General features: G+C 37.8%; 27 protein-coding genes. 7 read left to right on the forward strand and 20 right to left on the reverse strand.

Translation table 11 applies throughout. The features are described 5' to 3' along the window. Nucleotides 1-5: 5 nt before the first annotated feature. Nucleotides 6-1,334: a PTS sugar transporter subunit IIC gene (locus BAU15_RS03950; protein ID WP_161841472.1), complete on the reverse strand. Its 1,329-nt coding sequence runs from the start codon at nt 1,332-1,334 to the stop codon at nt 6-8. A 184-nt stretch (nt 1,335-1,518) separates the two neighbouring features. Here BAU15_RS03950 and BAU15_RS03955 point away from each other — a divergent pair, with 184 nt between their 5' ends. Continuing rightward, nucleotides 1,519-2,397 carry a MurR/RpiR family transcriptional regulator gene (locus BAU15_RS03955; RefSeq protein ID WP_161841473.1) on the forward strand — a complete coding sequence of 293 codons (879 nt, stop codon included), beginning with the start codon at nt 1,519-1,521 and terminating at the stop codon, nt 2,395-2,397. 137 nt (nt 2,398-2,534) lie between these two features. Here BAU15_RS03955 and BAU15_RS03960 read toward each other — a convergent pair whose 3' ends face one another. The 5 genes from BAU15_RS03960 to BAU15_RS03980 form a co-directional block, all read right to left on the reverse strand. Next, a complete protein-coding gene (locus BAU15_RS03960) occupies nt 2,535-3,488 on the reverse strand; it encodes an NAD(P)H-dependent flavin oxidoreductase (RefSeq protein ID WP_161841474.1) in 954 nt (317 codons plus the stop codon). Nucleotides 3,489-3,617: 129 nt separating this feature from the next. Continuing rightward, a complete protein-coding gene (locus BAU15_RS03965) occupies nt 3,618-4,250 on the reverse strand; it encodes a TetR/AcrR family transcriptional regulator (RefSeq protein ID WP_161841475.1) in 633 nt (210 codons plus the stop codon). 108 nt (nt 4,251-4,358) lie between these two features. After that, nucleotides 4,359-5,240 carry an SDR family NAD(P)-dependent oxidoreductase gene (locus BAU15_RS03970; protein WP_237580128.1) on the reverse strand — a complete coding sequence of 294 codons (882 nt, stop codon included), beginning with the start codon at nt 5,238-5,240 and terminating at the stop codon, nt 4,359-4,361. Nucleotides 5,241-5,318: 78 nt separating this feature from the next. Next, a complete protein-coding gene (locus BAU15_RS03975; protein WP_161841476.1) occupies nt 5,319-5,681 on the reverse strand; it encodes a MerR family transcriptional regulator in 363 nt (120 codons plus the stop codon). Between the two features lie 217 nt (nt 5,682-5,898). Then, on the reverse strand, nt 5,899-6,765 hold the full coding sequence (locus tag BAU15_RS03980) for a hypothetical protein (RefSeq protein WP_161841477.1): 867 nt from the start codon (nt 6,763-6,765) through the stop codon (nt 5,899-5,901). Nucleotides 6,766-6,874: 109 nt separating this feature from the next. Here BAU15_RS03980 and BAU15_RS03985 point away from each other — a divergent pair, with 109 nt between their 5' ends. Next, nucleotides 6,875-7,345: a MarR family transcriptional regulator gene (locus tag BAU15_RS03985; RefSeq protein ID WP_161841478.1), complete on the forward strand. Its 471-nt coding sequence runs from the start codon at nt 6,875-6,877 to the stop codon at nt 7,343-7,345. A gap of 68 nt (nt 7,346-7,413) precedes the next feature. Here BAU15_RS03985 and BAU15_RS03990 read toward each other — a convergent pair whose 3' ends face one another. Together BAU15_RS03990 and BAU15_RS03995 are read right to left on the reverse strand one after the other, a co-directional pair. Continuing rightward, nucleotides 7,414-7,989 carry a hypothetical protein gene (locus BAU15_RS03990; protein ID WP_202622710.1) on the reverse strand — a complete coding sequence of 192 codons (576 nt, stop codon included), beginning with the start codon at nt 7,987-7,989 and terminating at the stop codon, nt 7,414-7,416. After that, the gene (locus BAU15_RS03995; protein ID WP_161841479.1) at nt 7,982-9,337 is read right to left on the reverse strand and encodes an AAA family ATPase; all 1,356 of its coding nucleotides are present in this window, start codon (nt 9,335-9,337) and stop codon (nt 7,982-7,984) included. Before BAU15_RS03995 ends, BAU15_RS03990 begins: the two co-directional genes overlap by 8 nt. A 458-nt stretch (nt 9,338-9,795) precedes the next feature. Here BAU15_RS03995 and BAU15_RS04000 point away from each other — a divergent pair, with 458 nt between their 5' ends. The 4 genes from BAU15_RS04000 (at nt 9,796) to BAU15_RS04015 (ending at nt 14,010) form a co-directional block, all read left to right on the forward strand. Further along, on the forward strand, nt 9,796-10,401 hold the full coding sequence (locus BAU15_RS04000) for a hypothetical protein (RefSeq protein ID WP_161841480.1): 606 nt from the start codon (nt 9,796-9,798) through the stop codon (nt 10,399-10,401). After that, nucleotides 10,376-11,383 (forward strand): helix-turn-helix transcriptional regulator, encoded by a 1,008-nt coding sequence (locus tag BAU15_RS04005; RefSeq protein ID WP_161841481.1) that lies wholly within the window; start codon nt 10,376-10,378, stop codon nt 11,381-11,383. The genes BAU15_RS04000 and BAU15_RS04005 overlap by 26 nt, the downstream gene beginning before the upstream one ends. Nucleotides 11,384-11,535: 152 nt before the next feature. After that, on the forward strand, nt 11,536-12,081 hold the full coding sequence (locus BAU15_RS04010) for a hypothetical protein (RefSeq protein WP_161841482.1): 546 nt from the start codon (nt 11,536-11,538) through the stop codon (nt 12,079-12,081). A gap of 84 nt (nt 12,082-12,165) precedes the next feature. Then, entirely contained in the window at nt 12,166-14,010 is a 1,845-nt protein-coding gene (locus BAU15_RS04015; protein ID WP_161841483.1) for an acyltransferase family protein, read from the forward strand. Here BAU15_RS04015 and BAU15_RS04020 read toward each other — a convergent pair. The 3 genes from BAU15_RS04020 to BAU15_RS04030 form a co-directional block, all read right to left on the reverse strand. Beyond that, complete coding sequence (locus BAU15_RS04020; protein WP_272927911.1) at nt 14,007-14,240, reverse strand: type II toxin-antitoxin system YafQ family toxin; 234 nt, start codon at nt 14,238-14,240, stop codon at nt 14,007-14,009. The two genes, BAU15_RS04015 and BAU15_RS04020, sit on opposite strands and share 4 nt — an antisense overlap. Nucleotides 14,241-14,334: 94 nt before the next feature. Then, nucleotides 14,335-14,913: a DUF2399 domain-containing protein gene (locus BAU15_RS04025; protein ID WP_161841484.1), complete on the reverse strand. Its 579-nt coding sequence runs from the start codon at nt 14,911-14,913 to the stop codon at nt 14,335-14,337. Nucleotides 14,914-15,123: 210 nt separating this feature from the next. After that, nucleotides 15,124-15,666 (reverse strand): metallophosphoesterase, encoded by a 543-nt coding sequence (locus tag BAU15_RS04030; RefSeq protein WP_161841485.1) that lies wholly within the window; start codon nt 15,664-15,666, stop codon nt 15,124-15,126. Between the two features lie 414 nt (nt 15,667-16,080). Here BAU15_RS04030 and BAU15_RS04035 point away from each other — a divergent pair, with 414 nt between their 5' ends. Further along, complete coding sequence (locus BAU15_RS04035) at nt 16,081-16,662, forward strand: helix-turn-helix domain-containing protein (RefSeq protein ID WP_161841486.1); 582 nt, start codon at nt 16,081-16,083, stop codon at nt 16,660-16,662. A gap of 132 nt (nt 16,663-16,794) precedes the next feature. Here the strand turns inward: BAU15_RS04035 and BAU15_RS04040 are convergent, their stop codons facing one another. The 9 genes from BAU15_RS04040 to BAU15_RS04080 all read right to left on the reverse strand — a co-directional run bounded on the left by BAU15_RS04040 (nt 16,795) and on the right by BAU15_RS04080 (nt 24,932). Next, nucleotides 16,795-17,214: a GTP pyrophosphokinase gene (locus tag BAU15_RS04040; RefSeq protein ID WP_161841487.1), complete on the reverse strand. Its 420-nt coding sequence runs from the start codon at nt 17,212-17,214 to the stop codon at nt 16,795-16,797. 784 nt (nt 17,215-17,998) lie between these two features. Next, the gene (locus BAU15_RS04045; protein ID WP_161841488.1) at nt 17,999-18,754 is read right to left on the reverse strand and encodes an ABC transporter permease; all 756 of its coding nucleotides are present in this window, start codon (nt 18,752-18,754) and stop codon (nt 17,999-18,001) included. Between the two features lies 1 nt (nt 18,755). Further along, nucleotides 18,756-19,706, reverse strand: a complete 951-nt coding sequence (locus BAU15_RS04050; protein WP_161841489.1) for an ATP-binding cassette domain-containing protein — start codon at nt 19,704-19,706, stop codon at nt 18,756-18,758. 824 nt (nt 19,707-20,530) lie between these two features. Continuing rightward, nucleotides 20,531-21,004 carry a hypothetical protein gene (locus BAU15_RS04055; RefSeq protein WP_161841490.1) on the reverse strand — a complete coding sequence of 158 codons (474 nt, stop codon included), beginning with the start codon at nt 21,002-21,004 and terminating at the stop codon, nt 20,531-20,533. Nucleotides 21,005-21,034: 30 nt separating this feature from the next. Next, nucleotides 21,035-21,499 (reverse strand): GNAT family N-acetyltransferase, encoded by a 465-nt coding sequence (locus BAU15_RS04060; RefSeq protein ID WP_237580130.1) that lies wholly within the window; start codon nt 21,497-21,499, stop codon nt 21,035-21,037. A gap of 161 nt (nt 21,500-21,660) precedes the next feature. Next, nucleotides 21,661-22,425, reverse strand: coding sequence for a tyrosine-protein phosphatase (locus tag BAU15_RS04065; protein WP_161841491.1), 765 nt, complete (start codon nt 22,423-22,425; stop codon nt 21,661-21,663). A 52-nt stretch (nt 22,426-22,477) separates the two neighbouring features. Next, nucleotides 22,478-23,182: a CpsD/CapB family tyrosine-protein kinase gene (locus tag BAU15_RS04070; RefSeq protein WP_161841492.1), complete on the reverse strand. Its 705-nt coding sequence runs from the start codon at nt 23,180-23,182 to the stop codon at nt 22,478-22,480. Nucleotides 23,183-23,199: 17 nt separating this feature from the next. Then, nucleotides 23,200-23,982, reverse strand: a complete 783-nt coding sequence (locus tag BAU15_RS04075; protein ID WP_161841493.1) for a YveK family protein — start codon at nt 23,980-23,982, stop codon at nt 23,200-23,202. 17 nt (nt 23,983-23,999) lie between these two features. Then, on the reverse strand, nt 24,000-24,932 hold the full coding sequence (locus BAU15_RS04080; RefSeq protein ID WP_420022115.1) for an LCP family glycopolymer transferase: 933 nt from the start codon (nt 24,930-24,932) through the stop codon (nt 24,000-24,002). Between the last annotated feature and the right edge of the window lie 54 nt (nt 24,933-24,986).

Raw genomic sequence — 24,986 nt, forward strand, 5'->3', positions numbered from 1 at the left:
ATTTTCTATTCAACAACTATACTTGTTTTAAATTCTTCTTTCGGTTTACTAGCTGCTAATTCTTGTTCATATAATCTACGGTCTTGCATCGCCATAAACGGGTAATAAACAATTGTCGACATTACGATAATTACGACTTGTACAAATACCCCTTTAAACCCTTGTAGTATAAATCCAGATAAGATTGGTGGCATGGTCCACGGAACTTGGACTGCCGTAAATGGTGCCAAAAACCCAGTAGCAATTGCTAAATATATTATGGTAAAAGTAATCACTGGTACAATAATGAACGGGAACAACATGAGCGGATTATACACAATCGGTAAGCCGAAAATGACGGGTTCATTGATATTAAATAAACCTGGTAGTAAAGATAGCTTCGATATTTCCTTCATTTGTTTCGACTTAGCTCTTAATAAAGCGGCGATTAATAATCCTAAAGTAATACCGGTCCCACCAATTTTTACAAAATAATCTAAAACCTGAGGCGTCATAATGTAGGCTCCTGCTGCTACTGTCAGCGGCCCTTTTTCAGCCAACGCACCATTAGCAATCGAGTTGGCCGTTAATATAGGTAAGATAGGTCCCATAACAATATTTGGTCCATGTAAACCCATCCAAAATAATAATGCACACAAGACAACCATAATAATGCCGCCCACATACGTATCTGTTAAGCTTTGCATTGGTTCTTGCATCACTTTGAATATAAATTCAGTCAACGTAGTATCAAAATTATGCAACACATAATATAACCCCATGGATACTAACGCAATAACAAATCCTGGTATCACAGCGATAAACGCATTGGACACGCCTTCAGGTACACCCGCAGGCATCTTAATTGTGATTTTCCGTTTAACAAAGAAACAAAACGTCCAAGCTGTCAGTAATCCAATAATTATTGAAGTGATTACACCCTGACCACCCGTCCAAACCTTCGGAATTACTGAGCTAACTACTTCACCACCCTCAGAAATCGCACTTGATGCTGTTACTATGAAAAATGAAACAAGCGAAATAATCGCACAGGAAATACCATCTACTTTTTCAGCTTTTGCGTAGTAATACGATATCCCCACAACAGAAATAATAGCTAATAAATCAAACGTTGCGCCAGATACTTGGTTCAACCCCACATTCCAATTCTCCCCAAGGTGAGCAACCATAAAATCTGAGTAGCCAGTAATTGGCAAATTAGCGACTAGCAAAAATATAGATCCTACTAAAGTAACTGGCATGGTTAAAACAAATCCATCCTTCAACGCGAGTAATGCTTTGGTGTTAGCAATTTTTTCTAGCACAGATAAAAACTTCTCAAAAACAGTATTCATAACAATCATCTCCTTTTTATTTTATCGACTCCACATCCTTATTATTGCCCGTCATCTACTGTCTTACAATCCTTACAGCACCAACAGTTATAGCGTTTACATTTTATCTGGTATTCTCTCTCTTTTTTTGAAACAATTTTTACAAAAAGGATATGCTATACTGTGATTAAAGAGGTGGTTACACATGTTAACTATTGAAAAAATGGAAACAATAAAGTTTTCACCAACCGAGAAAGCAGTCATTAATTATATTTTAGAAAAGAAGGAAGCCATCAAAAAAATGACCATCAGAGAAATTTGCGACGATACGTTTTCTAGTCCTGCTATCCTAATAAGAATTGCAAAAAAGATGAATTTTGATGGCTGGAGTACGCTAAAGGAAGCTCTTCTAAAAGATTTCCAATACCTGTCTAGCAATTTTTCTGATATAGAACCCAATACTCCTTTTACCAAAAATGATGGGGTTACAACCATCACGAATAAGATTGCGTCACTCTACCAATCAACGATTCAAGACTCTTTATCTCTACTTGACCATGATACGATGCAGCAGTCTCTGGATTTACTTTTGAACAGTACCGAAATAAAAATATTTGGGAATAATGTTAACCTTTTAATCACGCAAGATTTTGCTCACAAGATGAATCGAATTAGATGCTATACTTCCGTCAGTCAAATTGATGGCGAACAACTTTTTGATGCGGTTAATTGTCGCGATGGAGCCACTGCAATTGTTATTTCCTATAGCGGTGAAACAGAACGAGTTCTTGATATCTTACCTATACTAAAAAAAAGAAATATACCCATTCTTGCCATCACCAGCCTTGGCGATAACTCGCTAGCCCAAGCAGCTGATTGCGTGCTTAACATCACAACTAGGGAAAGACTCTATTCTAAAATAGGCAATATGACGCCTAATATCTCTATTCAATTTATTTTAGATTGCATTTATTCGTGTGTTTTCGCGAAACACTATGATGAAAATTTGGATCATGTCATTCAAACTTCTCAGTTATGCGATCCTAGAATTTCTACTACCTCTATCATGAAAGAACTACATTAATGTGAACGCTGTCTACCGAGTCAAGCAGACAGCGTTTTCTGCTTCACAAAAAAGCCTGCCACTAGGACAGACTTCAATAAATCAATCTATTCTTTTCAATACTTCATTCATCCGTCAACGAATCTCATTCGAAGCTTTTATCCCTCAACCCCTTCAAACAGTCGTTCCACCAATTCTTTCACCGATGGAATATCATTAATTACATCAATTCCTGTATTCACTGAGATAATTCCTTCATCTAGATTGCCTTCGAGCATGCCGATTCTGAAGCCACCGACAGCATCTGAGCTGGTATCTCCATTATTTTCCGCCTTTGCTAGCATCGCTTTGGCTTTTTCAGTTACGATTGAACGCACGACACCACCGATTGAAGCCATGTCAGCATAGCCAGAATTGACGATTGCTTTTTTCGTTTCGATTGACGAAGGTGCTTCTTTTGTCGCTAGGAATCTGGTGCCGATGAAAACTCCTTCTGCACCCAACGCAAAGGCCGCTTTCACCCCACGCGCATCATTAATTCCGCCAGCTCCCAAGACTGGGATATTGACTGCATCAGCCATCGAAGGAATCGCTGTAAATGTCCCCAAAGCTTGCTCCGGTAAAATCCCCCCTTCATCATGGCCGGTAACAACTAATAGGTCTGCACCTGCCTGCTCTGCTTCCTGCATTTTTTGTCTAGTAGGCGTCAACGGTCTATAGATAATCACGCCACCCGCATTTTTTATGTCAGCAAACAAGGCTTTATTGATTTCACCTATGACGACAAAATAGTTGACCTTTTCCTCGAACGCAACGTTCAGGATTCCTTCAAAAAATGGATTATCTTTATCATTTTCTTCCCCACCCGATATAATGTTTAAGCCAAATGAGTGCTTTGTTAACGCCTTTGTTTCTCTGATTTCATTGCGCATTCTCTCAGCGGTTTCTGTCGGATCACTCGTCAAGACAGTCTGCCCAGCATTCGGGCCCAAGACGCCTAAGCCACCTGCGTTCGCTACAGCTGCAACTAATGTGGCATCAGTATTCCAGGACATTGGTCCTTGGATTAAAGGATAGTTTGTATTTAAAATCTCTGTAACTCTATTTTTCATGTGATAATCATCTCCGCTTTCTAATTATAGAACTTCGTAGTTCCGTAAAAAGAGTATAGCATACGCCAATACGGTACGCAACAGTTCCATATTGGCGTTTTTAAATTATTTATTTTTCAGATACTCGCATTAATCAGCTTTCTCTGGTAAAAGTGGCAAGATTAATTTGTCTACCACATCCTCAATGTACTGATGAATATCGACCGTTTGATCAAATTGATTTTTATACGTAATTAATCCCGGACCAATGTCTGCGATTAACTGGACTTCATTTTCAGTCAGCGAATGGTCTTGTATAAAAGGCGCAAGGATTGTTTCCACCACTTTACCGTAGCGCTGATTAAATGCCTGTTGAATTTTGGCCTGCTCATCCCGGGCGACTGCCTTACTCACTGCCTCCATCGCCACATGATAATTTTTATTTTCTTCAACACACAGCAAGTTTAATAAATCAATAAACTGCTCGCGAATCGATTTATTTTTATCTAACGTCTCTTTCGTCGTCTCAAATGGACACATCAAAATAACTGCGTCGATAATCAATTCCTTTTTGGTAGACCAACGTCGATAAATGGTCCCTTTCCCAACTTTAGCCTCTTTGGCCACTGCATCTACAGTCAGTGCGTCATAGCCATTCTCCGCTATTAAATTGATTGTGGTCGCCAATATCACCGTGTTGAGTGACAAGTCTTTGGGACGCCCCCGTTTGTCATCAACTTTTACTTGCTGCTTCTCAGACATAAAGTTGCCCACCTTTTCCATGAAATTTCTTCAAACTACGTTTAGTAAGAATCTCAAGCAAGTATATCATTTTCTCAGCAACAAATCGATACTGACAGGTTCTACAATCATTGAACAATCGCAGCTTCATTAAATTTTTTGATTCCTAGCACCGCTTCCTGCATAGGGAAAGAGCGCCTCACTAAGCTGCAGCTCAAAGCTTGTTCGATCTACAAGGCCGACTATTTGCTTGCTGTCATAGAGTTCAAGTAAAAACTCAGCCACTTGTTGACTCGAATGGTACGTCCCGAAAGCTTTATCGTAATTATATTCCTCAACGTCATTCGCGCGTTTGCCAAACTCAGTTTGAGTGGCAGCTGGCGCCAGCACTTTGACTTGTAACGGTGAATTCGACGCCCTCAGCTCAAGCGCCAATGATTCAGTAAATGAACTAACATAAAATTTGGACGCGCAATAAGTCACAGCCGTTGGGACCATCGTGTAGCCACCTGCCGAAGATACATTGATTAGCTGCGTCCCTGCTACGCCATTATATTTTTTCACAAATAGTATCGAAAATAGGGTCAACGCCTCAATATTCAGCTTAATTAAGTTAACTGTTTTCTCGATTGTTTGATTCTCAATCAAGCTATACAATCCAACACCTGCATTATTAATCCAGGTTTCAATTTCATAGTCAGATAAACTTAAAAATAGCTCTTCCAATTTGTCTGTTTCCGTCAAATCAAACTGAACCAGAATAACTTCAACGCCTGGATATTCATTGGCTAATTCACTCTTTAACGCATTGAGTTTTTCGATTCTTCGAGCAATCAACAGTAAATTCTTTCCTCTTTTGGCAAATTCTTTCGCCGCCGCATAGCCAATCCCAGAGCTTGCACCAGTGATAACCGTATATTTCCCTGGCACCTCACTGCTTAGCTTGTTATTGCTCGCATTGTCATCGTTCGATTTGTTATTTCTGACCTTATCATTATTCATCTCACCATTGCTCAATCTGTCGTTTCTCATCTTGTTATTCCTCCTTGTCTGTATCACAAGGATAGGTGCTGGAGTTTACTCCATGTCAAGTAGGAAAATAATCATGAGTTATTTATTTTTTAGCATCTCTTTATAAATTTCGATTTTATCCGCTAAAAATGAGAGATGATCCTCGATTTCTGCCTTTTTCTGATCTAATGCTCCACTCTGTTCATACAGCAAATCTAAGCGTTCTTCGACTGTTTCATTTCCTTGGTAGCGCAGCTCTGAATAGCGCTTGATATTCTTTAATGGCATGCCCGTTAACTTCAGTTTTTTGATAAATTCCATCCATGCAATATCCGCTTCACTATATACACGTTGATTAGTCGAATTTCTTTCAGGCTTGATTAGACCTTCTTTTTCATAATAGCGCAACGTATCGATTGATAAATCAATGACCTTCGAAAATTCGCCAATTGAATACTTCATAAAATCTCCCCTTCAGTGACTCTCTCTTTATTATATAGGAGCAGAGGTGCCCATTCATAGTGAAAAATTGACGTTTACTTTTAGTTGGGATTATAGATTTTTCAGTCCTCATTGACTGTCAGAATTCACTGTCCTCTGTACAAACAAAAAAACTTCTCTCCCTTTTTATACCAAGGGATGGCGAAGTTTTTTATTTTTCTATCAACTTTTACTGTCCTTATTTCCCCTTCTTAATGTGCTTGAATGTTGTATACAACAGAAGCAGCAGAAATATCGACACGACGGTGAAGAGTATGACTTCACTTAGAATAACTGGGAGTCCGGCTGCGGCCATGAAGGCTAGCATGGTGAGCACGGCTAGGCCTAAGGTGGACATTTTGACTACGACGATGGTTGTTAAAAAGTAGCCGAGTGGGTGGTTTTTTAATAGTAAAATTCCGGCTATTACGGTTGTCGGTAATAAAACGGTCAGATCCAGCGCTTGTATGACGAGACTTGTGTAGTGTTCCAACTCGGCTGGAATGATGTTTGCAAATACGCTGGGTAAAATCATGGCTAATGCTCGAAATGACATCATAAATGCAAAAACTAATAAAGAGATTGCGACTCTTCGTCTTGGAAATGTGCCCGAGAATGCTGCTTTGACTTGTGCCACATCGAATGACTGGAAGCACATTATGAACGCGAAAAAAGTGAGGCTAGTTAGCGCGATATACACAATAAATAGTTGATTGTATTGGGCCAAAAAGACATACGATGTATAGGAATAAAGGAAGTAGCCTAATGTTCCTAGCAGAAATAATTTTCCTCTGAGTGAATTTTTACTAGCGTAAACCATCGATAAACCGAGCAGCGGCACACCTAGAATAAGTGTCAATAAATCTTGGGCTTTCGCTTGCGAAGCAATTGTGACAGAATCATTGTGATAAATTCCTTTGCCATAGAAGTTGATCAAGTCTCCATTTACGGAAGTTGTCGTCAGATTTTCAAATGTTGCATTGGTGAATAAACCGATCGTTGTCGCTAGGATAGTCAAGACAATAATAGCGCCTATCATGAGTTTGTAAGTTCGTGTGGTAAGCAATAAAATATTCTCCTTTTTCGATAATGGTAACTAGTTACTGTTTACATTATAGCAACTAGTTACTATAATGTAAAGAACTACATAATGTTTAGCAGGAGGGGGAGTAAAAATGGTATTAAAAAAATTAATTAATGAATATGAAGGCGAACGGACGGATGAAATTAGAGGGATTTTTTCGAGCATTTCCATTTTGCAAAATAGGCTTCAAACACTATTTGATAAAACCGATACGAAAATAACGATGAAGCAATTCATGCTATTAACCATGTTGCGCCACTCCAAAGGATCTTCCTATACAGAGTTGGGCAAACTATTGGGCAGCTCGAGGCAAAATATCAAAAAATTAGCCGTTCTACTCGAAAAAAATGGCTTCATAAAGATTGAATCAGCCACTGGAAAAAACAATCGCGTGCAGCTAACCCTGACAGATTATGCAGAATCTTACTTTGAAAAAGTATACGCCGATCACACAACTATTTTAAGCGACATTTTTGCAGATTATACAGATGAGGAAATTCATTTATTTTATGGATTGATTACGCGGCTGTACGTGGGTGTGGAGAGAGAAGAAGGAAAATAAGGGGGAGAATAGGTTTTTTCAGGCGCAACATTAAAGAGCGGCCCTCATCCAAAAGGTCCGCTCTTTACCTATATATATTTGATTGTTTGCTGTAGGCAATATTCTAATAGTATCTCCATATTCGTATTTTTGCATTTTTTACAGGCTTCGCAAAATTCCTCTATCTGTTTTCTATCAGCGCCACGAGCATCTGCTACAGGGAATACCGTTACATATTCTCCTTTTTTTGATTTAGTTTTTGCGTAAGGATAGCCCATATATTTCAAGACTTCTTCTAAGTTTCTATTATTATAAATAGGGACTATCTGATCTTTAAACCAATACTTATTAAACATAATTTTATTTTTATAAGACTCTTGCGCACTCGTATCAGCATCATCCAAATCCATTATCATGAAAATTTTACAATTTATTATTTCTTTTTTATTACTCTCGACAGAAGAAAAGCTATTTCTAAAATTCTTTATATTTTTAAATCTGAAATCTGTCAATAGATGATCCAATGACCCAATCTGTATACTAACTCTCCCTTTATTTCTAGCAATTAATTCTATTGGTAAACGCAGATTTGACTTAATAAATTGAGCGATGGTCAACTCACTTTTCCCATGAACAATAATAATTGCTTTTGTATTATTACTCATGAACTCTCCACTGAATAATTTGATTGATTTCTTCAAAATCAATATCGCGAGGTAGCGGAATCCCTTCAAAAACACCTTTTAAATACTGATTCTGGAAATTATTATTTTGGGCTACTGTTCGATTGTCATAATCTCGTAGGCTTTTTATTTTTTTATTCCCTTCATAGTCAATTGTTATAAAGTAGACTGATTGCTTTGGCAACTCTTTCAATAGAAGGGTATCATGTGTCGTAAATACTAATTGCCCATTAATATCATCCGAAAGGCTATCTAACAAATGATTCATCAATATATCGTGTATGCCGTTATCAATTTCATCTATGAAACACACCCCTCCATCAACAACATTCAAAAAGAATGGAAGTATTTCCAAAAGTTTCTTTGTCCCTCTAGACTCTAAATTAACCGGTATATCCACAAGTTTCCCATAGATACTTTTCTTCAAATACAATTGATAGTCAATTTCATTGTTTGTCGTATTTTTTTTATAAAACACATCTTTAATGTCTACATACAAACTAGAAAAATAGTTATATAAAATTTTCTCGGTTTTATCAATTTTTTCCTCGTCTGAGGACTTTACACTCCCTTTTGAAGACTCAGATAATATAGAAGCTTCTTGTGAAATGGTTGTATATGATTCTGTAGAAACCGAAATACTTGAAAAGAAAGTGATGACTTCTTTCAATCGATCCTTAATATTTTTGTCAATATACGATTCATTAAATTCCTCTTCCATCGCCTTAAATATGGACATAAACGAATGTTTCCCCCAAAGCTTCTGTAGCCTATTATCCAATTCTCTTCTCACATCTACCGTTAAAAATATGCTTTTATTCAAATAAGACGCAACTTCATTTGCTTTATTTTTCTCAATCGTGTAAACGTTACCAATCCTTTCGTTTATTGTGTAATCAAGCTGCTCTTTAACTAATGTATTATCCTGATCAAAAGTTACTATATATTTCCCTTTTCGATTTCCCTGTAACAAAAAAGAATATTCTAATTGCATATTGCTTTTTATGCCGATCGTTTTTGTTTTATCTATTATTTTTTTTATATTTGAAAATTGAGTGGCTTGAATAAAGTCAGACAGTCCACCCTGCTCATCGATCAAAGACAACTCTTTTTTTTCCGCCAGTGCATTGAATTTATTTACTGTATTACTACGTTCGACTGTATCCATTGATAATCTTAATATTCCAAATGCTTCGATGAGGCTAGATTTCCCTGAACCATTTTCACCATAGATTGCGATAAGCTTCTTAGGGCTATTCAATGATTCTGTCATATCAAAAAAGATTCGATTAAAAGATTTGAAATTCTCTAAAACCAATTCTGTAAACATGCTAACCACCCTTTCTGATACAAAGTGTACGCTTATTAAACTTTAATTACAATTTTTAATCTACTTTAAAACAAATAATCCTAAATTCTATCGAGTTCAATCAGAAAAGCCTGTCCAAAAATGAATTTTTCCGTAGTTTGTCCCTCTCTTGGAAAAACTTATCTGAAAAAGTACCAATTTCCGTTTTTTTTTGATAAATTTCTGTAGAAATCATGGGATACTGCCAATTTTGGATTCTTTCAGTATACTTAATTTTCAGAGCTTCAGATCCTCAACTTTTCATATTCACAGCTCCTTTGATACACTTTTTTATAATCCATATATGTCTTCTCCTCTTTACTTCACACAAAAACATGCCGATATTCTCATAAATTTTCTACTAATAAAACAAAGTGGTCATAATATGCATAGGTTGTCCTGTATAATAGAACTGTAGTTATAAAAAAGGAGGTTTTTTAATGCAACAAAACTCGCTCAGAATTTTTACCTTATGCGCGATGGCGGTCTGTATCAACGTCATACTCGGATCGATTATTACGCTCACTCATATCCCTTTTCTATTTTTAGATTCGCTGGGGACAATCTTTATTGCAGCAAATTTTAAGATGAGATATGGCGTCATCACTGGTCTATGCACCAATTTATTGTTAGCACTTATTCATGGTCCGTTGGCTCTGCCATTTGGTTTAGTTAGCCTGACTATCGCCATTGTCACCACTCTCTGCACGCGGAAGAAATTCACTTATGGAACAGCGATTGTAACAGGAATTTTACTGGTCGTGATCGGTTCTCTGGTGAGTGCTCCGATTCGGGTGATTTTGTATGGCGGCTTCGGTGGCTTACATAAATCTGTCTCAGATGTCCTCGTTTTTTCTATCCAAGCGACCGGTCGAAAAGCGATTACTGCCGCTTACTTTGGCGCTGTAACTGACGGTATTTTGGATAAAATCATCTCGTGCCTATTGGTTGTTTGGTTGAGTAATTTGCCTCAGATAAAACGATTGCTTCGTTCATTTTCTCTCACAAAGGAGGAGGCTTATGAATGGTCAAAAGAGAATTCTTAAGATTTTTATTCAATTACTGAGTGGCGCAACTTTGACAAAAAAAGAGCTAATCGACACTTATCAGAAACAAGGGAGTACCATTCAGCGGGACATGATGATTATTGAAGATGTCCTTGATGAAAACTTGCGTAGCCCCGTCAATGCCCCTAGTCTTGGCACCCTTACGCGCGAGGGGAAAGGCACTTATCATCTACCAGATTACGTCAAAAAGAATTTTTTAACCGATGACGAATTGCTTGCCACTTTAAAAATATTATTTGCCAGTCGCGCTTTTAACTCAGAAGAAATGACGAATTTCATCGATAAATTTCATGATATGTCCAAGCATAAACGACGTGTGCGCCAGTTTATTGCCAATGAGGAACTGTATTATCACGGAGTTTCAGAAGTTACTCTGCTTGATCGAATCAATTTTATTTATGACGCAATCTCAGAAAATAAAATGGTCGAATTTGAGTATACGAAATGTGGTGAAACCCGGACATTTCAACGGGTACCCAATGCGGTGCACTTCTCTGATTTATATTTCTTTATGTTGTCCGCTTCACACACGGCTCAAGATGATGCAGATTTTTCAGCATTAAATAAATTCCGTATCAATAATATGGTCAATCCAAGAATTGTTTCAGCCAAAAATAAAATGAATTATCGCGACCGCTTTGAAAGTGGTGCGTTGAGAAATCAAACAGCTCATCTCCCCTTTCTAGGCAATCCCATTACCATGGTGCTTGATTTTTATTTTGATCCAGTCTATGTGTTAGATCGTTTCCCTAATTCTAAAATTATTAAAGAAAATCAGGACGGTAGTTTTCGTATCGAGGTTGAAGCGAATGATGGCTATGGCGTGAAGATGTGGCTACTTAGCCAAGGCGACATGGTAAAAGTACTCTCGCCAAATCACATCAAGGAGTACATTATCCAAGATATGATTGGCGCCTTAAGTTATTACGGCTATGAAGTAACGACTCCAGAGGATAGTTGAAAAACTATCTTCTTTTTTTATCCGATAATCCAACTATTCATAATATGCATACGTCATTTTGTACAATAGAACTAATACGAAATAGGAACATTAAACGAAGCAAAAATCGTCAAACGTCTGATAAATAACTGAAAGAATGGAGTCAAATAACTATGAAGAACACCGAGTCGAAAAGTGAAAATATGAAAAGTTTGTTATTAGATAGAGCACTTCTTGAAGAGCAACAACTAAAATCCTCTATTTGGGCGGTGCCTATAAAGCCCTATTTGAATAAAAAAGCTCGAGAATTACAGAAAAGTGAACCTAATAAATACAAAGAGCTAGTGAAGGCCCAAGCGAGTATTAAACGAATTATAGAAAAGGTTATAAATAACGTCCCTCTAACTGCTCATGAGCAAGCAGATTTAAAGATAAGAGTGCTAGGCGATTGGCCAATTAATAAGGAAAATGCGGAAGGAATCGAAACTTTGGTGGCTGTCTATTATCACGAGAAAAAGCAAGTAGTTATTGCTATTTATGAAGTCTCTGCTACAGATATAATTGAAGTCTCAAATACTTCTAAACAGCAACGCCGCAGATGGCTCGATGGCCAAGCAGTTGATTGTTTAAGAGGCTTTGAGGAATATAAACTTCCTCTAGTAATTGACCAGTTGAGTCCCCATATGAATCGGGCACAAAAACTATTTTTCAAAAAATAACTAACCGTGCGAACTGTCTAGTTGAACCGTTAGTTTAGGTACATAAAAATAACAATGAATAAATGATAAAGTTGGAAATTACACATGGAAAAACAAAAAAGAATACACAGCAGTCGCTACATCACCGGCTTCGATGGGATTCGTTCACTAGCGGTGATTGGCGTAATTTTCTATCACCTGCTTCCTTCGACAATGAAGGGTGGCTATCTAGGTGTGCCCATTTTCTTAACCGTGTCAGGTTATTTAATTACTGACTTATTGTGTCAAGAATGGACTCAGAATCAACGTATTGCTATCGGCCAGTTTTATGTGCGGCGCCTAAAACGTCTGCACCCAAGCCTACTCTTTCTATTAATCTCAAGCTCGGCCTACATCACGCTATTTCAACGGAATTTATTAGTAAATTTGCGAGAAACAGTTTTTAGCGCACTCGTTTATTTAAATAATTGGTGGCAAATCAATCACGGGCTCTCTTATTTTGACCGCTTTACCAATGAATCGCCGTTTACGCATATTTGGTCCCTAGCGGTTGAAGGACAGAATTACCTGATTTGGCCCATTCTCTTTTATCTATTAATGAAATATATTCAGAGACGAGGCTGGATTTTCTATACTATTCTAGCCCTTTCCGTACTCTCAGCCATCTCTATGGCCATGTTCTACTCGCCAACAATTGATCCGACCAGGGCCTATTACGGAACAGATACACGCTTTTTCTCGATTGGGCTAGGTAATGCATTAGCACTTGTTTGGCCAAGCACTCGATTAAAACAGGAAATTCCACGACAGGCAAAACGCCTAATGAATGGTCTAGGCAGCGCGTCATTTTTACTGTTGGCATTGGCGTTTCTATTCCTGGATGCAAATAAACCGTTTGTATATTATGGAGGTATGTTTCTAATCAGCTTACTTTCAGTCATTTTAGTTGCCGTAACCGCACATCCAGGAGCTAGCCTGAATAAGTGGCTGACCAATCCAGTCTTCACTTGGATAGGCAAACGGAGCTACGCCATTTATTTATATCAATTTCCGGTAATGATTTTTTATGAAGCAAAGATCACTAATTTAGGCGAACATGTGTGGCTGCATGCCGTTATTGAACTGGGCGTGATCCTCGTGATGAGTGAATTATCCTACCGCTTTATCGAGCAGCCCTTTAGTAAATTTGAGTATGCCCATTTAGGGACAAAATTAAGACGGTTACTGCGCGCACCACTGTTTTCAAGAAAGAGAATACTCTTTTCCCTTTCAAGCTTAGTGCTATTAGCGGCCGCTTTCGGCTGGGTGACCGCACCCAAACGGACACTGACTGCAGATCAATTGGCGCTTCAACAGCAAATTTCTGAGAATAAGAAAGTCGCGGACAAAACGAAAACAGACAATCAAGAGGAAGTTATCGCGCAAGCCGCAACAAAGACAGAAAAAATAACCCCTGAGCAGGCAAAAAATCTACCTATCACGCTCTTTGGCGATTCACTAGCGATTGGCGCGACAGCTGATTTCCAGGAGGTTTTCCCGAATATTGTTGTAGATGGCGAGATTGGTCGACAAGTCTATGCGAGCCCACCAATGATTCAATCTCTGATTGACCAAGACTTATTGGAAGAGACTGTTTTAGTTATTTTAGGCACAAATGGTTCATTTACAGAAGAGCAGCTAGACAATGTTATGAAAAAATTTGGTGAACGTCAGGTGTACTGGGTCAATGCGCGCATTCCCACTAAACGTTGGCAAAATGAAGTGAATGTTATGCTAGAAGCGGCCAAAGATAAATACGATAATCTAGTCGTAATAGATTGGTACAGTTATAGTAATGCCCATGAAGAATGGTTCCGCGAAGATCGTGCCCACCCCAATGAAGAAGGAATGGAAAAGTATGTGTCCTTCGTTTCCGAGAAATTAATAGCGGACATGACAACTACAGATTAAAGAAGCTGATTGTGCTTACCTGTTCTAACCAACACTAATACTAACTCTTGATGTTGTATTTTATAGATAAGTAACCAATCAGCTTCTATGTGTAGTTCTCTATAGCTTTTCCAATCTCCAAACAAATTATTATCTTTATATTTTGTTTTTAGGATATCAGTATCATTCTCTACGATACATGTAATTGCCATCTTCAACTTTCTCATATCAAAGTTTTTCTTTTTATAAATTTTAAAATCTCACTTAAATTTGAGCGCTCGGTCAATTCTCATTTAGTTCCTCCCAAAGCTCATCTACCGAATTAAACGAGGCAAGAATTCCCAATCATTCCGCGAACTCCCACTCAATTTCATCCATCAATTCAGTCAAAAATCCTTCTTGCAAGGCTATTTGGTGGGTAACTTTAATCTTTTCTGCTACCGGAGCAAGCCTTGGATCTTGAATTCGTTGCAGTTGCTTAATCCGAGCTGCACTGAGTTCACTTTTTGTCGCTATTTTTTGATAGGTTGCCAGATTCATCGCAATGGTTTGTAAATGTTCAGGGAACGCGTCTATTAATCTTTGTACCATAAACAAGCCCTCTGGATCCATATCCCCCACGTAATACAATTGCGTCTGACTTTCAACTAATTTACGTAGCATTCGCCAGACTGCGTAGATAAACTGGCCGCTGGAGCAGAGAATCGGCACTTCAAGTAATAAGTCCCCCTGGATAGAAAAGACGCCAGAGTTTTCAACAATTAGCACTCTATCACTAGTAAAAGGTCGGATCTCGGTCATCCGCAAAATTTCTTTCAATGGAATATTCCAAGAACATCCTTCTATGCATGATTGCCACCACATCTCATTGATTACGCTATTCTTACTAGCAACTAATCCTCTAGCCGCCACATAATTCATCATGTCGTCTCTCAATAAGTAAAATTCTTCCAGCACCTCTGTAAACAATTTTCTTGTTGCTTATCGAAGACATGGGCATCGCCTGTTTGTTGGTAGGCAAACACTGGGATACGCACAAACTACTACGGTGATTCCTTTAGTTCATCTGAATTCCTTACTTATAGTTATCTACCATGCCTCCAAGCTAGCAGGTTTGGCATCAATCCAGCTAATCTATAGCGATTGCTCTCTTTCATCCACCAATGCCAACACTTCTACCATGCTAATTGGTGCAAAATGAATCATATCTACTCCAACATTGACAGCATTAGCTCCTAAATATTGTGCGAAATAATCCGGCTTCGAATTATGCACGTGCCCATATAGATGAATAGACTGTTTATAATAGCCATCCCACTCCAAAATAGGATAGTGAAACAACACGAATCTCACTTTATTTTCCTTAAATGAATAGTAATCCTTCACCCACTCAAACAGAGAAAGATCAAAATCTGGATCATTCAAGTACTTCTCATGATTCCCTTTGACTAGATATTTTTTCCCACGCAACTTTTTCAAAATCTGATTCGCTTGGGCACCGGTTCCCTTATAGACAAAATCACCTAAAATATAGACTTCATCCTTTGGTGACTTCACGACACTATTCCAATTATTAATCAATGCTCGATTCATCTCTTCCACATTCTCAAAGGGTCGATTGCTAAACTCAATCACTGCTTCATGGTAAAAATGGGTATCTGCAATAAAATATTTCATGTTCTCACATCCCAACGTCCATACGACTTAATTTCTATCTAATTTTATTCATTCCATAATAGCTTAAGGCCTCAGCTTCAAAGCGATTACCCAATTATACTCTATTTTGGTAGGCAGAAACGATCTGTTCATTGAACTCACGGGAAATGATATAATTAGTGCGAAGATTAATACTGACCATACAAATAGAAACAACTAATGAAACATTACCCCAAAAAGTAGGTATCATTTAGCTACTAGGTAACCAAGCTAGGTAATTACCCGCCATTACCTAGTAACAATCAAAAAAATAATCATTTCACCTCTCCTACCTATGTAAGCATCCATAAATATCGTTAATTCCCTACATGTACACAGCAACAGACAGACAAATTTTGATTCTTCACGTAATCTAGAATCAAGGAGGCAGACAAAGTGAACTTTAGCAAGCAACTAAAAATTTATCGTGAAACGAATGGTTATTCTCAAGAAGAACTGGCTGGAAAAATTTATGTGACACGACAAACGATTTCAAAGTGGGAGAACGATCATACCTATCCAGACATCCATAATTTGATTGCACTAAGTATCCTTTTCGATGTCACCTTAGACGAGCTCGTGAGAGGAGATGTAGAGATAATGAAAAATAATATTGATGCTGAACGTATGAACAAATTGAGTGTGGTTATGCTTTTATTTCTTATAATGACTGCAGTAGCTGTGGTTCCTTGTGTTTATTATTTAAGCTGGCTGGGGCTTTTTATCGCATTTATCCCATGTGGTATTTCTATGGTAGCAGCACTCAAGATTGAAAAAATAAAGAAAGAAAAAAATATTAAAACTTATGCTGAAATCGTGGCCTTTACAGAAGGTAAAGACCTAGACTCTATTCGAAAACAGCGTAATCGCAAAAGAGACATCCAAGCTAAAGTGAAACTCGTTTTATTATTTACGCTAGCAGGAGGAGCCATCACCGCCCTCTTTGACTTCTTATGGTTCTTGATTTTATCCCATTGATTGTGTAGCTTCCCCTGCCATAATAAAAAACTGAAAAGATAGCTTAAATCTAGGTAGGTAAATTACCTAGGTAATAAGAAATAACCCTTTTGCTCCCAGTAGCATCTATCTGGAAACAAAAGGGTTATTTAATCAAGCCAATAAATACGCTTGGGCTTTTCGATATTTAGCCAGTCGTTGCTCATCCTTCTCAGTCAACACAGCCATTCTAGAAGTGTCCATGTTATGCTTCAAATCAGCCAGCTTGACGACTCGCGCAAGTTGCTTTTCTTTAACCTTTTTTAGATAATCAAAATACGGTTCATTCTTCTGATGTGTCAAAACTTTGACAGCTTCGATTACCGTTTCGGGCAAGCCAACATTCCTAAGATCATTCTCATCAGTTGCAGTATCCTCTAAAACATCGTGAAGATAAGCTACAGCTTTCTCTTCATCAGTTTTAACGAAGCTAGCGACTGTTTTCGGATGTAAATAATACGGTTGCCCACCTTTATCAACTTGCCCTTGATGTGCTTCTTCTGATATTTTTCTAGCAATTTCTACAAAATCCATTTTACCAATCCTCTTTTCTTCAATTGGCGATTTATTTTTTCCTAGATAAAGTATACCCTCGGCAACTTCTATTCTCTACTATCTATCTGTAGTGACGAATTCTATCTATCAAAAACTAACTAGCTTTTGATTTTTCTATTCTATTTTATAAAAAATCAGTATCTGTTTATCCTTATGTACAGTGGTTTAGTTACTACCACACAATGTTTTTTTGACTAACTAGAAAAACCTTGCTATAATGCACGTGTAGGTAAAAGGTGCGCTAACACCTCTTACAAAATTGCTTCGGCAGTGGATTTGGTTGGGCTTAAAGGATTACTCCTTTAAGCTTTTTATTTTTTTAGCAATCGCTAACGATAGATCAACTATCGTTAAGATCGCGATAATGTTAGCAAACATTATCATTCAAAAAATTACCTTCCTCATTCCACCGTGATTCATTGGCAATTCTCCTTTCAAACCAACGTTTATATATTGATTAGAAGGTTGAAAGTGATTCACCACGACCTATGGCAATACTACACTTGCATGACAGCAAGTTCTTTTCTCCTCACTGACTGTAACACACTTACACCTATATAAATAGCGAATGTCTTATAAAACTTTCCTTTTATGATAGCGCCCTCATATATCTGCTTAAAACTACCATAATCTCTAGTCAAATTAGAATAATTACCAAAGTATACCTGTCATAAGCGCAGGCTTTTTCACAAGTTGAGCATCTATAATAAAAAGACAAGTACCCAGAGTTTCCTCTCGAATACTTGTCTTTAACTGTCTAATTTTATAATTCCTTGTTACGGATTAACAAAGTGCTGGCTACTAATGAAAGTAATGTTACCACAGCACTAACAATCACATAAGGTAAAATCTCATCAAATTTCAATTGACCGACACCTAAGACTTGAATAAAGCCTAAGAAATCAAAATATTTCAGTTGTTCCCATTCTGTAATTGTGTAAATAATTTGAACAACGATTGGGTAAACCACGATCAAGATTGCGGCACCCACCATGCTGCCTAACCCGACTAATAACAGACTTGCCAAGCTAAATACGACACTGATTAATAAACTAATCGCAACCGCTAATAGGAAAGTTTGCAACACAAATGAGAAGAAATCTGCTTGTGTACTGCCGAATTTTAGGTACGCTGTCAACATGACTGCTGCAAAGTGTAGCACGATGAAAAATGTTAGATAAAAGACTTGGCTGATGTATTTTGCTACGACAAATTGTAAACGGCTAACGCCTGCAGTCAATGAATTCTTGTATGTTTTTTGTGAAAATTCATAGCCGAACACGATCACAAAGACCCCGATTAATAAATAGACCAATATGCTACTAGAAAAAACGGCTGCATCGATCGATGTTTTCAGATCAATCCCTGATGGCATTGTTGTATCCAGGTCCACACCCATGCCGACTGAGTTTCCTGTTAAGACATTGACGATGGCGAAAGCAATCATCACGATGCCTGTCACGATAAATCCTTTTGTATGTAGTACTCTATAAAAATCTGCTTTAATTAATCGAATCATGTTATTTTCCCCCTGCACTGTTCGCGTTTGTATTCGTCACGTTTTGGACCAACTCGGTAAAGTAATTCTCCAAACTATTTTCTTGTTTTTGAATTTGATTGACTAAGATATCATTTTGCACCAATAATTTATTGATAGCTTTAATTTCCAATGTTTCATCTAAGATACGAATCTGATTGCCTGTTGTCACTTCAAAATTCGTGATGTTGTTTTCATTCAAGATCATCGCCGCTTGCTTCGCGTCTTCCACGTCCACGACAATCGCTGTTGTCACTAAGTTATCAAACTCTTCTTTTGAGATTTCTTGAATCATCGTTCCTTCATTAATAAAACCAAAACGATTCGATACTTGATATAATTCCGTTAAGATATGGCTTGAGATGATGATTGTTGTATTGCGTTCTCTGTTAATTCGTTCTAAAATTCCTCTAAATTCAATAATTGCGATTGGATCCAAGCCATTGATTGGCTCATCCAAGATTAAGAAATCTGGGTTACTCACAAGTGCCATCGCGATTCCCAAACGTTGTTTCATACCTAATGAAAAGTTCTTGAACTTTTTCTTGCCTGTATCTGCTAGATTGACAAATTCTAACGTTTCGTCAATCACTGAGAAATCATGGATACCTTTTTGAATGCACATGATTTTCATATTTTGGTAGGCAGTCATCTTATTGTATGCCGCTGGACTCTCGATTACTGAACCCGTCCGTTGTAAACTATTTTGATAGCCTCTCGTACCTTTTCTATTTCCTAGTAAGGCGATTTCTCCACCAGATGCTTCTTTCGATAAATCCGTAATCAATTTCATAATCGTTGTTTTCCCAGAACCGTTCCGACCAATCAGTCCGTAGATGTCGCCTTTTTTCACCGTTAGCGATACATTATTTAGTGCATATTGTTTCCCAAATTTCTTTGTCACATTATTTAAAGTTAGTATATTTTCAGTCATTGTTGTTTCCTCCTCTTTCGATAGTCTTACTTTACCAAGCATTTCTTAACTCAGCTATTAACTAATTCTTAACTCTTTCTTAAATCGAAAAAAGTCGAAAAGTTTCGTATACTCAATATTTTGATTGACTTAACTTTTGAAGAATCTTACCGCTTAATAGAAGGAATGTGAAAAAGTTAAGTATACTTAATATTCTGATCTATTCAACACTTTAAAAATTTTAAAACTTAATAAAATGAACGCCCAAAACATTAAGTATACTTAATGTTTTTGATTCTAACGAGAAAAAGTTTGGTATACTTAATTTTTTGACTGTTTAACTTTTGAAGAATTTTGACGCTTAATAGAAGGAGTATCCCAAAAATTTGGTATACTTAATGTTTTGGGGTCTAATTGTGGACTTTCAAAATATTTTTTCTCAAAAAATACAAAAGCCACTTTTTCCTTAAAAATAAAAAGTAAATCTTGAGAGATGATATATTTAATTTCCTTTCAGCGGATAATTTAGATTTTTGAACTTTTTTATCACTGGCAAAACAACAGACATCTATGAAAGACCCAAAATTAATAACGATAAGCGCTGCTCAGTCTATACATCATATTCCATTTAGACTGTTTCTTGATGTTTCCCTGAAATTCCTTGAAGCATTTTCCTGTTGATTCTTGTAATCAAAATAATAGCATCTCCATCTAGCAGGAATCCCGGATGTAGTACATCACTTGGCACTCACAGTACGTATACTTTTCATTAACACAAATAAAGCTAGCCAAATGATTTTACTCATTCGCCTAGCTTTGCTTAAATTCATCCCACTTTGTTTCCCTTACTCTTCTACCGAGTTCAGGTAGCTAATAAATTTATCCTGAGCTTCCTGTAGTTTATCCGTGTAATCCGTCACAGTTTGATAGTAACTTTGCTCATCAGGTGCCTCAGCTAATTTGTTGAAATAGTCCGTATGGAGTGTATTAAACTCATTTAATGCATTCTGTAATCTTGATACATCTTTATATTTTTTCTCATTCTCCACAAGTTTGAACTCTTTAATTTGCTTGGAATTAGCTACCCATGCCAGATATTCATCTGATTCTAGAAAGCCCTCTGCCTGTTGGTGTAACTCGTCAAAGGCGACGGTTGGTTCAACTATTGCGTGTTTATTCATCAGCTCCTGTAACGTCTCGTTGTAGCCCTTTGTCAGCGTCATAAACTCGTCTGCCGTCTTATTATTGTTTGAGCTACAACCAGCCATTACGACAACTATTACGGCCAATAACCATCCTATGTACGTTCTCTTCTTCATTTCCGCCTTCCTTTCTGTGCCCATCAGCCTTTATTCTGCTGTTTTCAGTAAAACAATCTCGTCTTCGACCTTTTCACCAGTTACGACAAATCCCAGCTTTTCATATAAGTCTTGAGCAATCTGATTGCCTTCTACTGCTGAGATTCGTAAGTCTTCTGCTGGAAAATGCTCAGTGAACCACGTCAAGCTTTGTTGTAATCCCTTTGTACCAAAGCCTTTGTTTTGATAAGGACTAGCAATCATATAACGTTCAATCCACCAAGAATCTTTCCCGTAATCCTCATCTGCTAGGTAATAGCTAAACATAATGAAGCCAATCATTTCCTCTTCGTTATACAATCCAAAGGCTTTTCTGTCTTTTTCGAACTTAGCCTCTAGCAAAGAATACCAATTAGGGGCAACAAATTTTTCCTGTTCCTTGTCTACCGTTATTTTGACGCACGCTTTATAGTTTTCTTGAGTAATTTCCTTTAACTGAATCATCAGTTCGCCCACTTTCTATTTTAATTTTTTTAAAAAAAGAGTCCGGGACATTAGTCAAATTGACTGATGTCTCAGACTCTGTCCTCGAAAGGCACTCACTGATTTACCCACAGCAAGAAATATTTCCTACCCTTCGTTTTTCTTCTGTTACTTATGTGATTTGCTCTGTCGATTTAAAACAGACCAAATTTTTTCTTTTTGACTTCCGTAAACGCTGGATAATCAGTTGGGTCACCATTCAGCAAATCTTTTGCCACTTGCTTCATCAATGCGACCTTTTCCCGCCCAAAATCCTTGGCAATTTGTTCGTAAGCTTCCTTCATATAAAACGTCCGCTTCTTAACGCCATGCGCGTCTGATGCAACCATCTGAACTAGATTATGCTCCACCATTGTTTTGGCTGTTTTTTGAATTTCCTTACCAAACGTTCCAACGTAACTAGGCGCTGTTAATTGAGCCAAACAACCCATCTCTAAAAATGGAATCAGGTGATTTGGATCCTTACGAAAATGAGCATTGCGTTCCGGATGGACAATCACTGGCGTTTTACCTAGTGCTTGTAAATCAAAGAAAACTTGCTCCGTATACGAAGGAACTTCCATCGTCGGAAATTCAATCAAGATATACGTATCATCTAAATCTGTAAATAAGATATTATCACGGGCCAAATCATCCAGTAAATCGCCAGTAATTCGAACCTCTTGTCCCTCTAAAAGAGTCAAAGGCAGATTTCTCTTATCTAATTCATCCTGTAAATCAGTGACAAGTGAAATGACTGTTGATTTGGGATTGCGATATTTGCCATTGTTATGATGCGGGGTACATAAAATATGGGTAATCCCTTGGCTAATGGCTTTTTCGGCCATGTCAATGCTATCTTCTAGCGACGATGCGCCATCATCAATACCATGTAAAATGTGGCAATGTAAATCGATCATTCTCTTGTCTCCTTACCTACTAATTTTTATCTTTGAATCTCTCAAACTATCACTAGTTACCGTAATAGTAATAGTATCCTTGGTCCTTGCTATTTTCAGCACCGTTATAGATAACACCTAACATGCGCGCTTGAACCATATTCAATAATTCTTTGGCTTTCGTCAATGATTCTTTTCTTGAGACATTTTCACGAACAACCAACAATGTGCCATCTGTTTTTGATGCCATAATTTGCGCATCCGTTACAGCAACTACTGGCGGCATATCGAAGATTACGATATCGTATAAACTTTTAGCTTCTTCAATCACTTGCCCCATACGCATTGAGCCTAATAACTCAGATGGATTAGGTGGTTTAGGACCACTTGTTAAGACAGTTAAATTATCAATCACAGTTCGTTGTGCTGCTTCTAAGACACTTGTTGAAGTACTCAACACCGTGCTTAATCCTTTGGCATTACTCAAATTAAATGTCTTGTACACAGTAGGTTTACGCATATCTGAATCGACTAATAAAACACGTTGTCCAGCTTTTGCAAAAACTACTGCTAAGTTCTCTGACGTTGTCGATTTTCCTTCACCCGGTCCAGAAGACGTGATAACCATTGTCTTAATTGGATTGTCTGAAGAAGAAGCGAATTGAATGTTTGTTCGAATTGTCCGATATTGTTCAGAAATTGGTGAAGAAGGATCCACTAATGTAATTAGACTTACTGCACTAGTTGTTGTGCCTTTACGTTCATTTTTCTTTGCCATAATCCTTATCGATCCTCCTAGACACGTGAACGACTACGACGTGATTCTGTCGTTTTGTCATCCTCTGATTTTTTCGCTACAACTGCAGCGGTAGGTTTTGCTTGAATAGTTGCGTGCAATTCTTTTGGTGACATTTGTGGCACCGTCCCAAGAATCGTGAAGCCTAATGATTCAGTTACAAATTTATCGTCTTTAACTGTTCTATCAAGTAATTGTAATAAGAAGGCTAAGCCGACACCCACCATTAAACCTAAAACAACCCCGATTGCCAGGTTCAATTTGTTGTTAGGCGACACAGGTGTTGTACTAGCTACAGCACTTGATACAATCGAAATTTTGTCGACGTTCATGACATCTTTGGCATTTTCTTGGAAGACCAAAGCTGTTGTGTTAGCAATTTGTTGTGAAGTAACTGCATTGGTACTCGTCGCTTGAATCGAAAACATTTGCGAGTTTGGTGACTGGTTAACGGAAATCGAACCTTTGATCGCCCCGGCACTCATCTCTACATTGTCGTCTTTGTCTAAACGCTCTTCGACTTCATTCATAACCAAGTCACTAGTAATCATATCCTTGTAAGTGTTAATCATCTGTAAGTTGGTATTAACATCATTCACATTAGTCGTTTCAGTTTGCGGTAATGTTACAATCAACTGCGCTTGCGAACTATACTTTTGTGTGATTACGAAAAAGGTCGCCACCCCAGCCAAGGCCAATCCAACAAACATCGAAATTAAAATTGTCGCAATGTGCTTGCGTAAGACTTCAAATATATCTTTTAAACTAATTGTCTCTTCCATCTTTTCTCCACTTTCTATTAATTCTCTATATTCATTTGTTTTTTCAATTCCTCTTGAACTCTAGCTAATTCATCTGCAGCTACTCGTTGGTAAGAGACGCCGTCTTGCATGAATCCTTCACCCTTCAACTGGTCTTGTTTGACTTTGCCAAACGCCTCCCGATAGTCTAAGGCCATAGTCTGCATCTCTGCAAAACTCATATCAGTCTTCATGTTGCTTTCAACAGCACCCAAGATACTTTGATACTTACTAACTCCATCTACACTGAGCACTTTCCTAGCAATACCTTCAACAATTTTACGTTGACGCTCTTGACGACCATAATCACCATTCGGATCTTCATAACGCATTCGTGAAAAAGCCAAAGTAGCATCACCATCTAAGCTAATCTTGCCGATAACAAAATCATGCCCATCTTGTGAAAAAGTTAAATCATTGTTGACTTCAATGCCGCCAACCGCATCGACCAGTTGTTTCAAACCTTTCATATTAATTGATACATAATGATCAATCGGTATGTCCAGAAAATTCTGTATCGTATCCATCGACATTGCTGCCCCACCAAACGCATACGCATGGTTAATTTTATCCTGCGTACCACGGCCAATAATATCTACGTAGGTATCACGTGCGATACTCACCACCGTCGTTTGTTGATCCTCAGGGCTAACCGTTGCTACCATAATTGTATCTGAACGTCCCTGGTCAAGACGACCCAAATCACCTGTATCAATCCCCATCAAAAGAATAGAGACGGATTCTTGCTTTGTTAAATCCACAGGGGTCTGACGATGATTATCTAGTTTTTCAGTCCGTTCAACTGTCTCATATGTTTTATCAAAGGCACTCGAAACATCCGTGTAAAACTTCGTGCCCATTGCAACAACCGCAATAATTAAGACAACAATGACTGCCAAAATAATCAAAAAAATCTTTTTTCCCTTTGACATAGCTTTCCTCCAATTAATTCAATCCATGCATATATGTATGTATGAAAGAATCAT

Source organism: Candidatus Enterococcus huntleyi (assembly GCF_009933175.1).
In the GTDB taxonomy this organism is placed as follows: domain Bacteria; phylum Bacillota; class Bacilli; order Lactobacillales; family Enterococcaceae; genus Enterococcus_K; species Enterococcus_K huntleyi.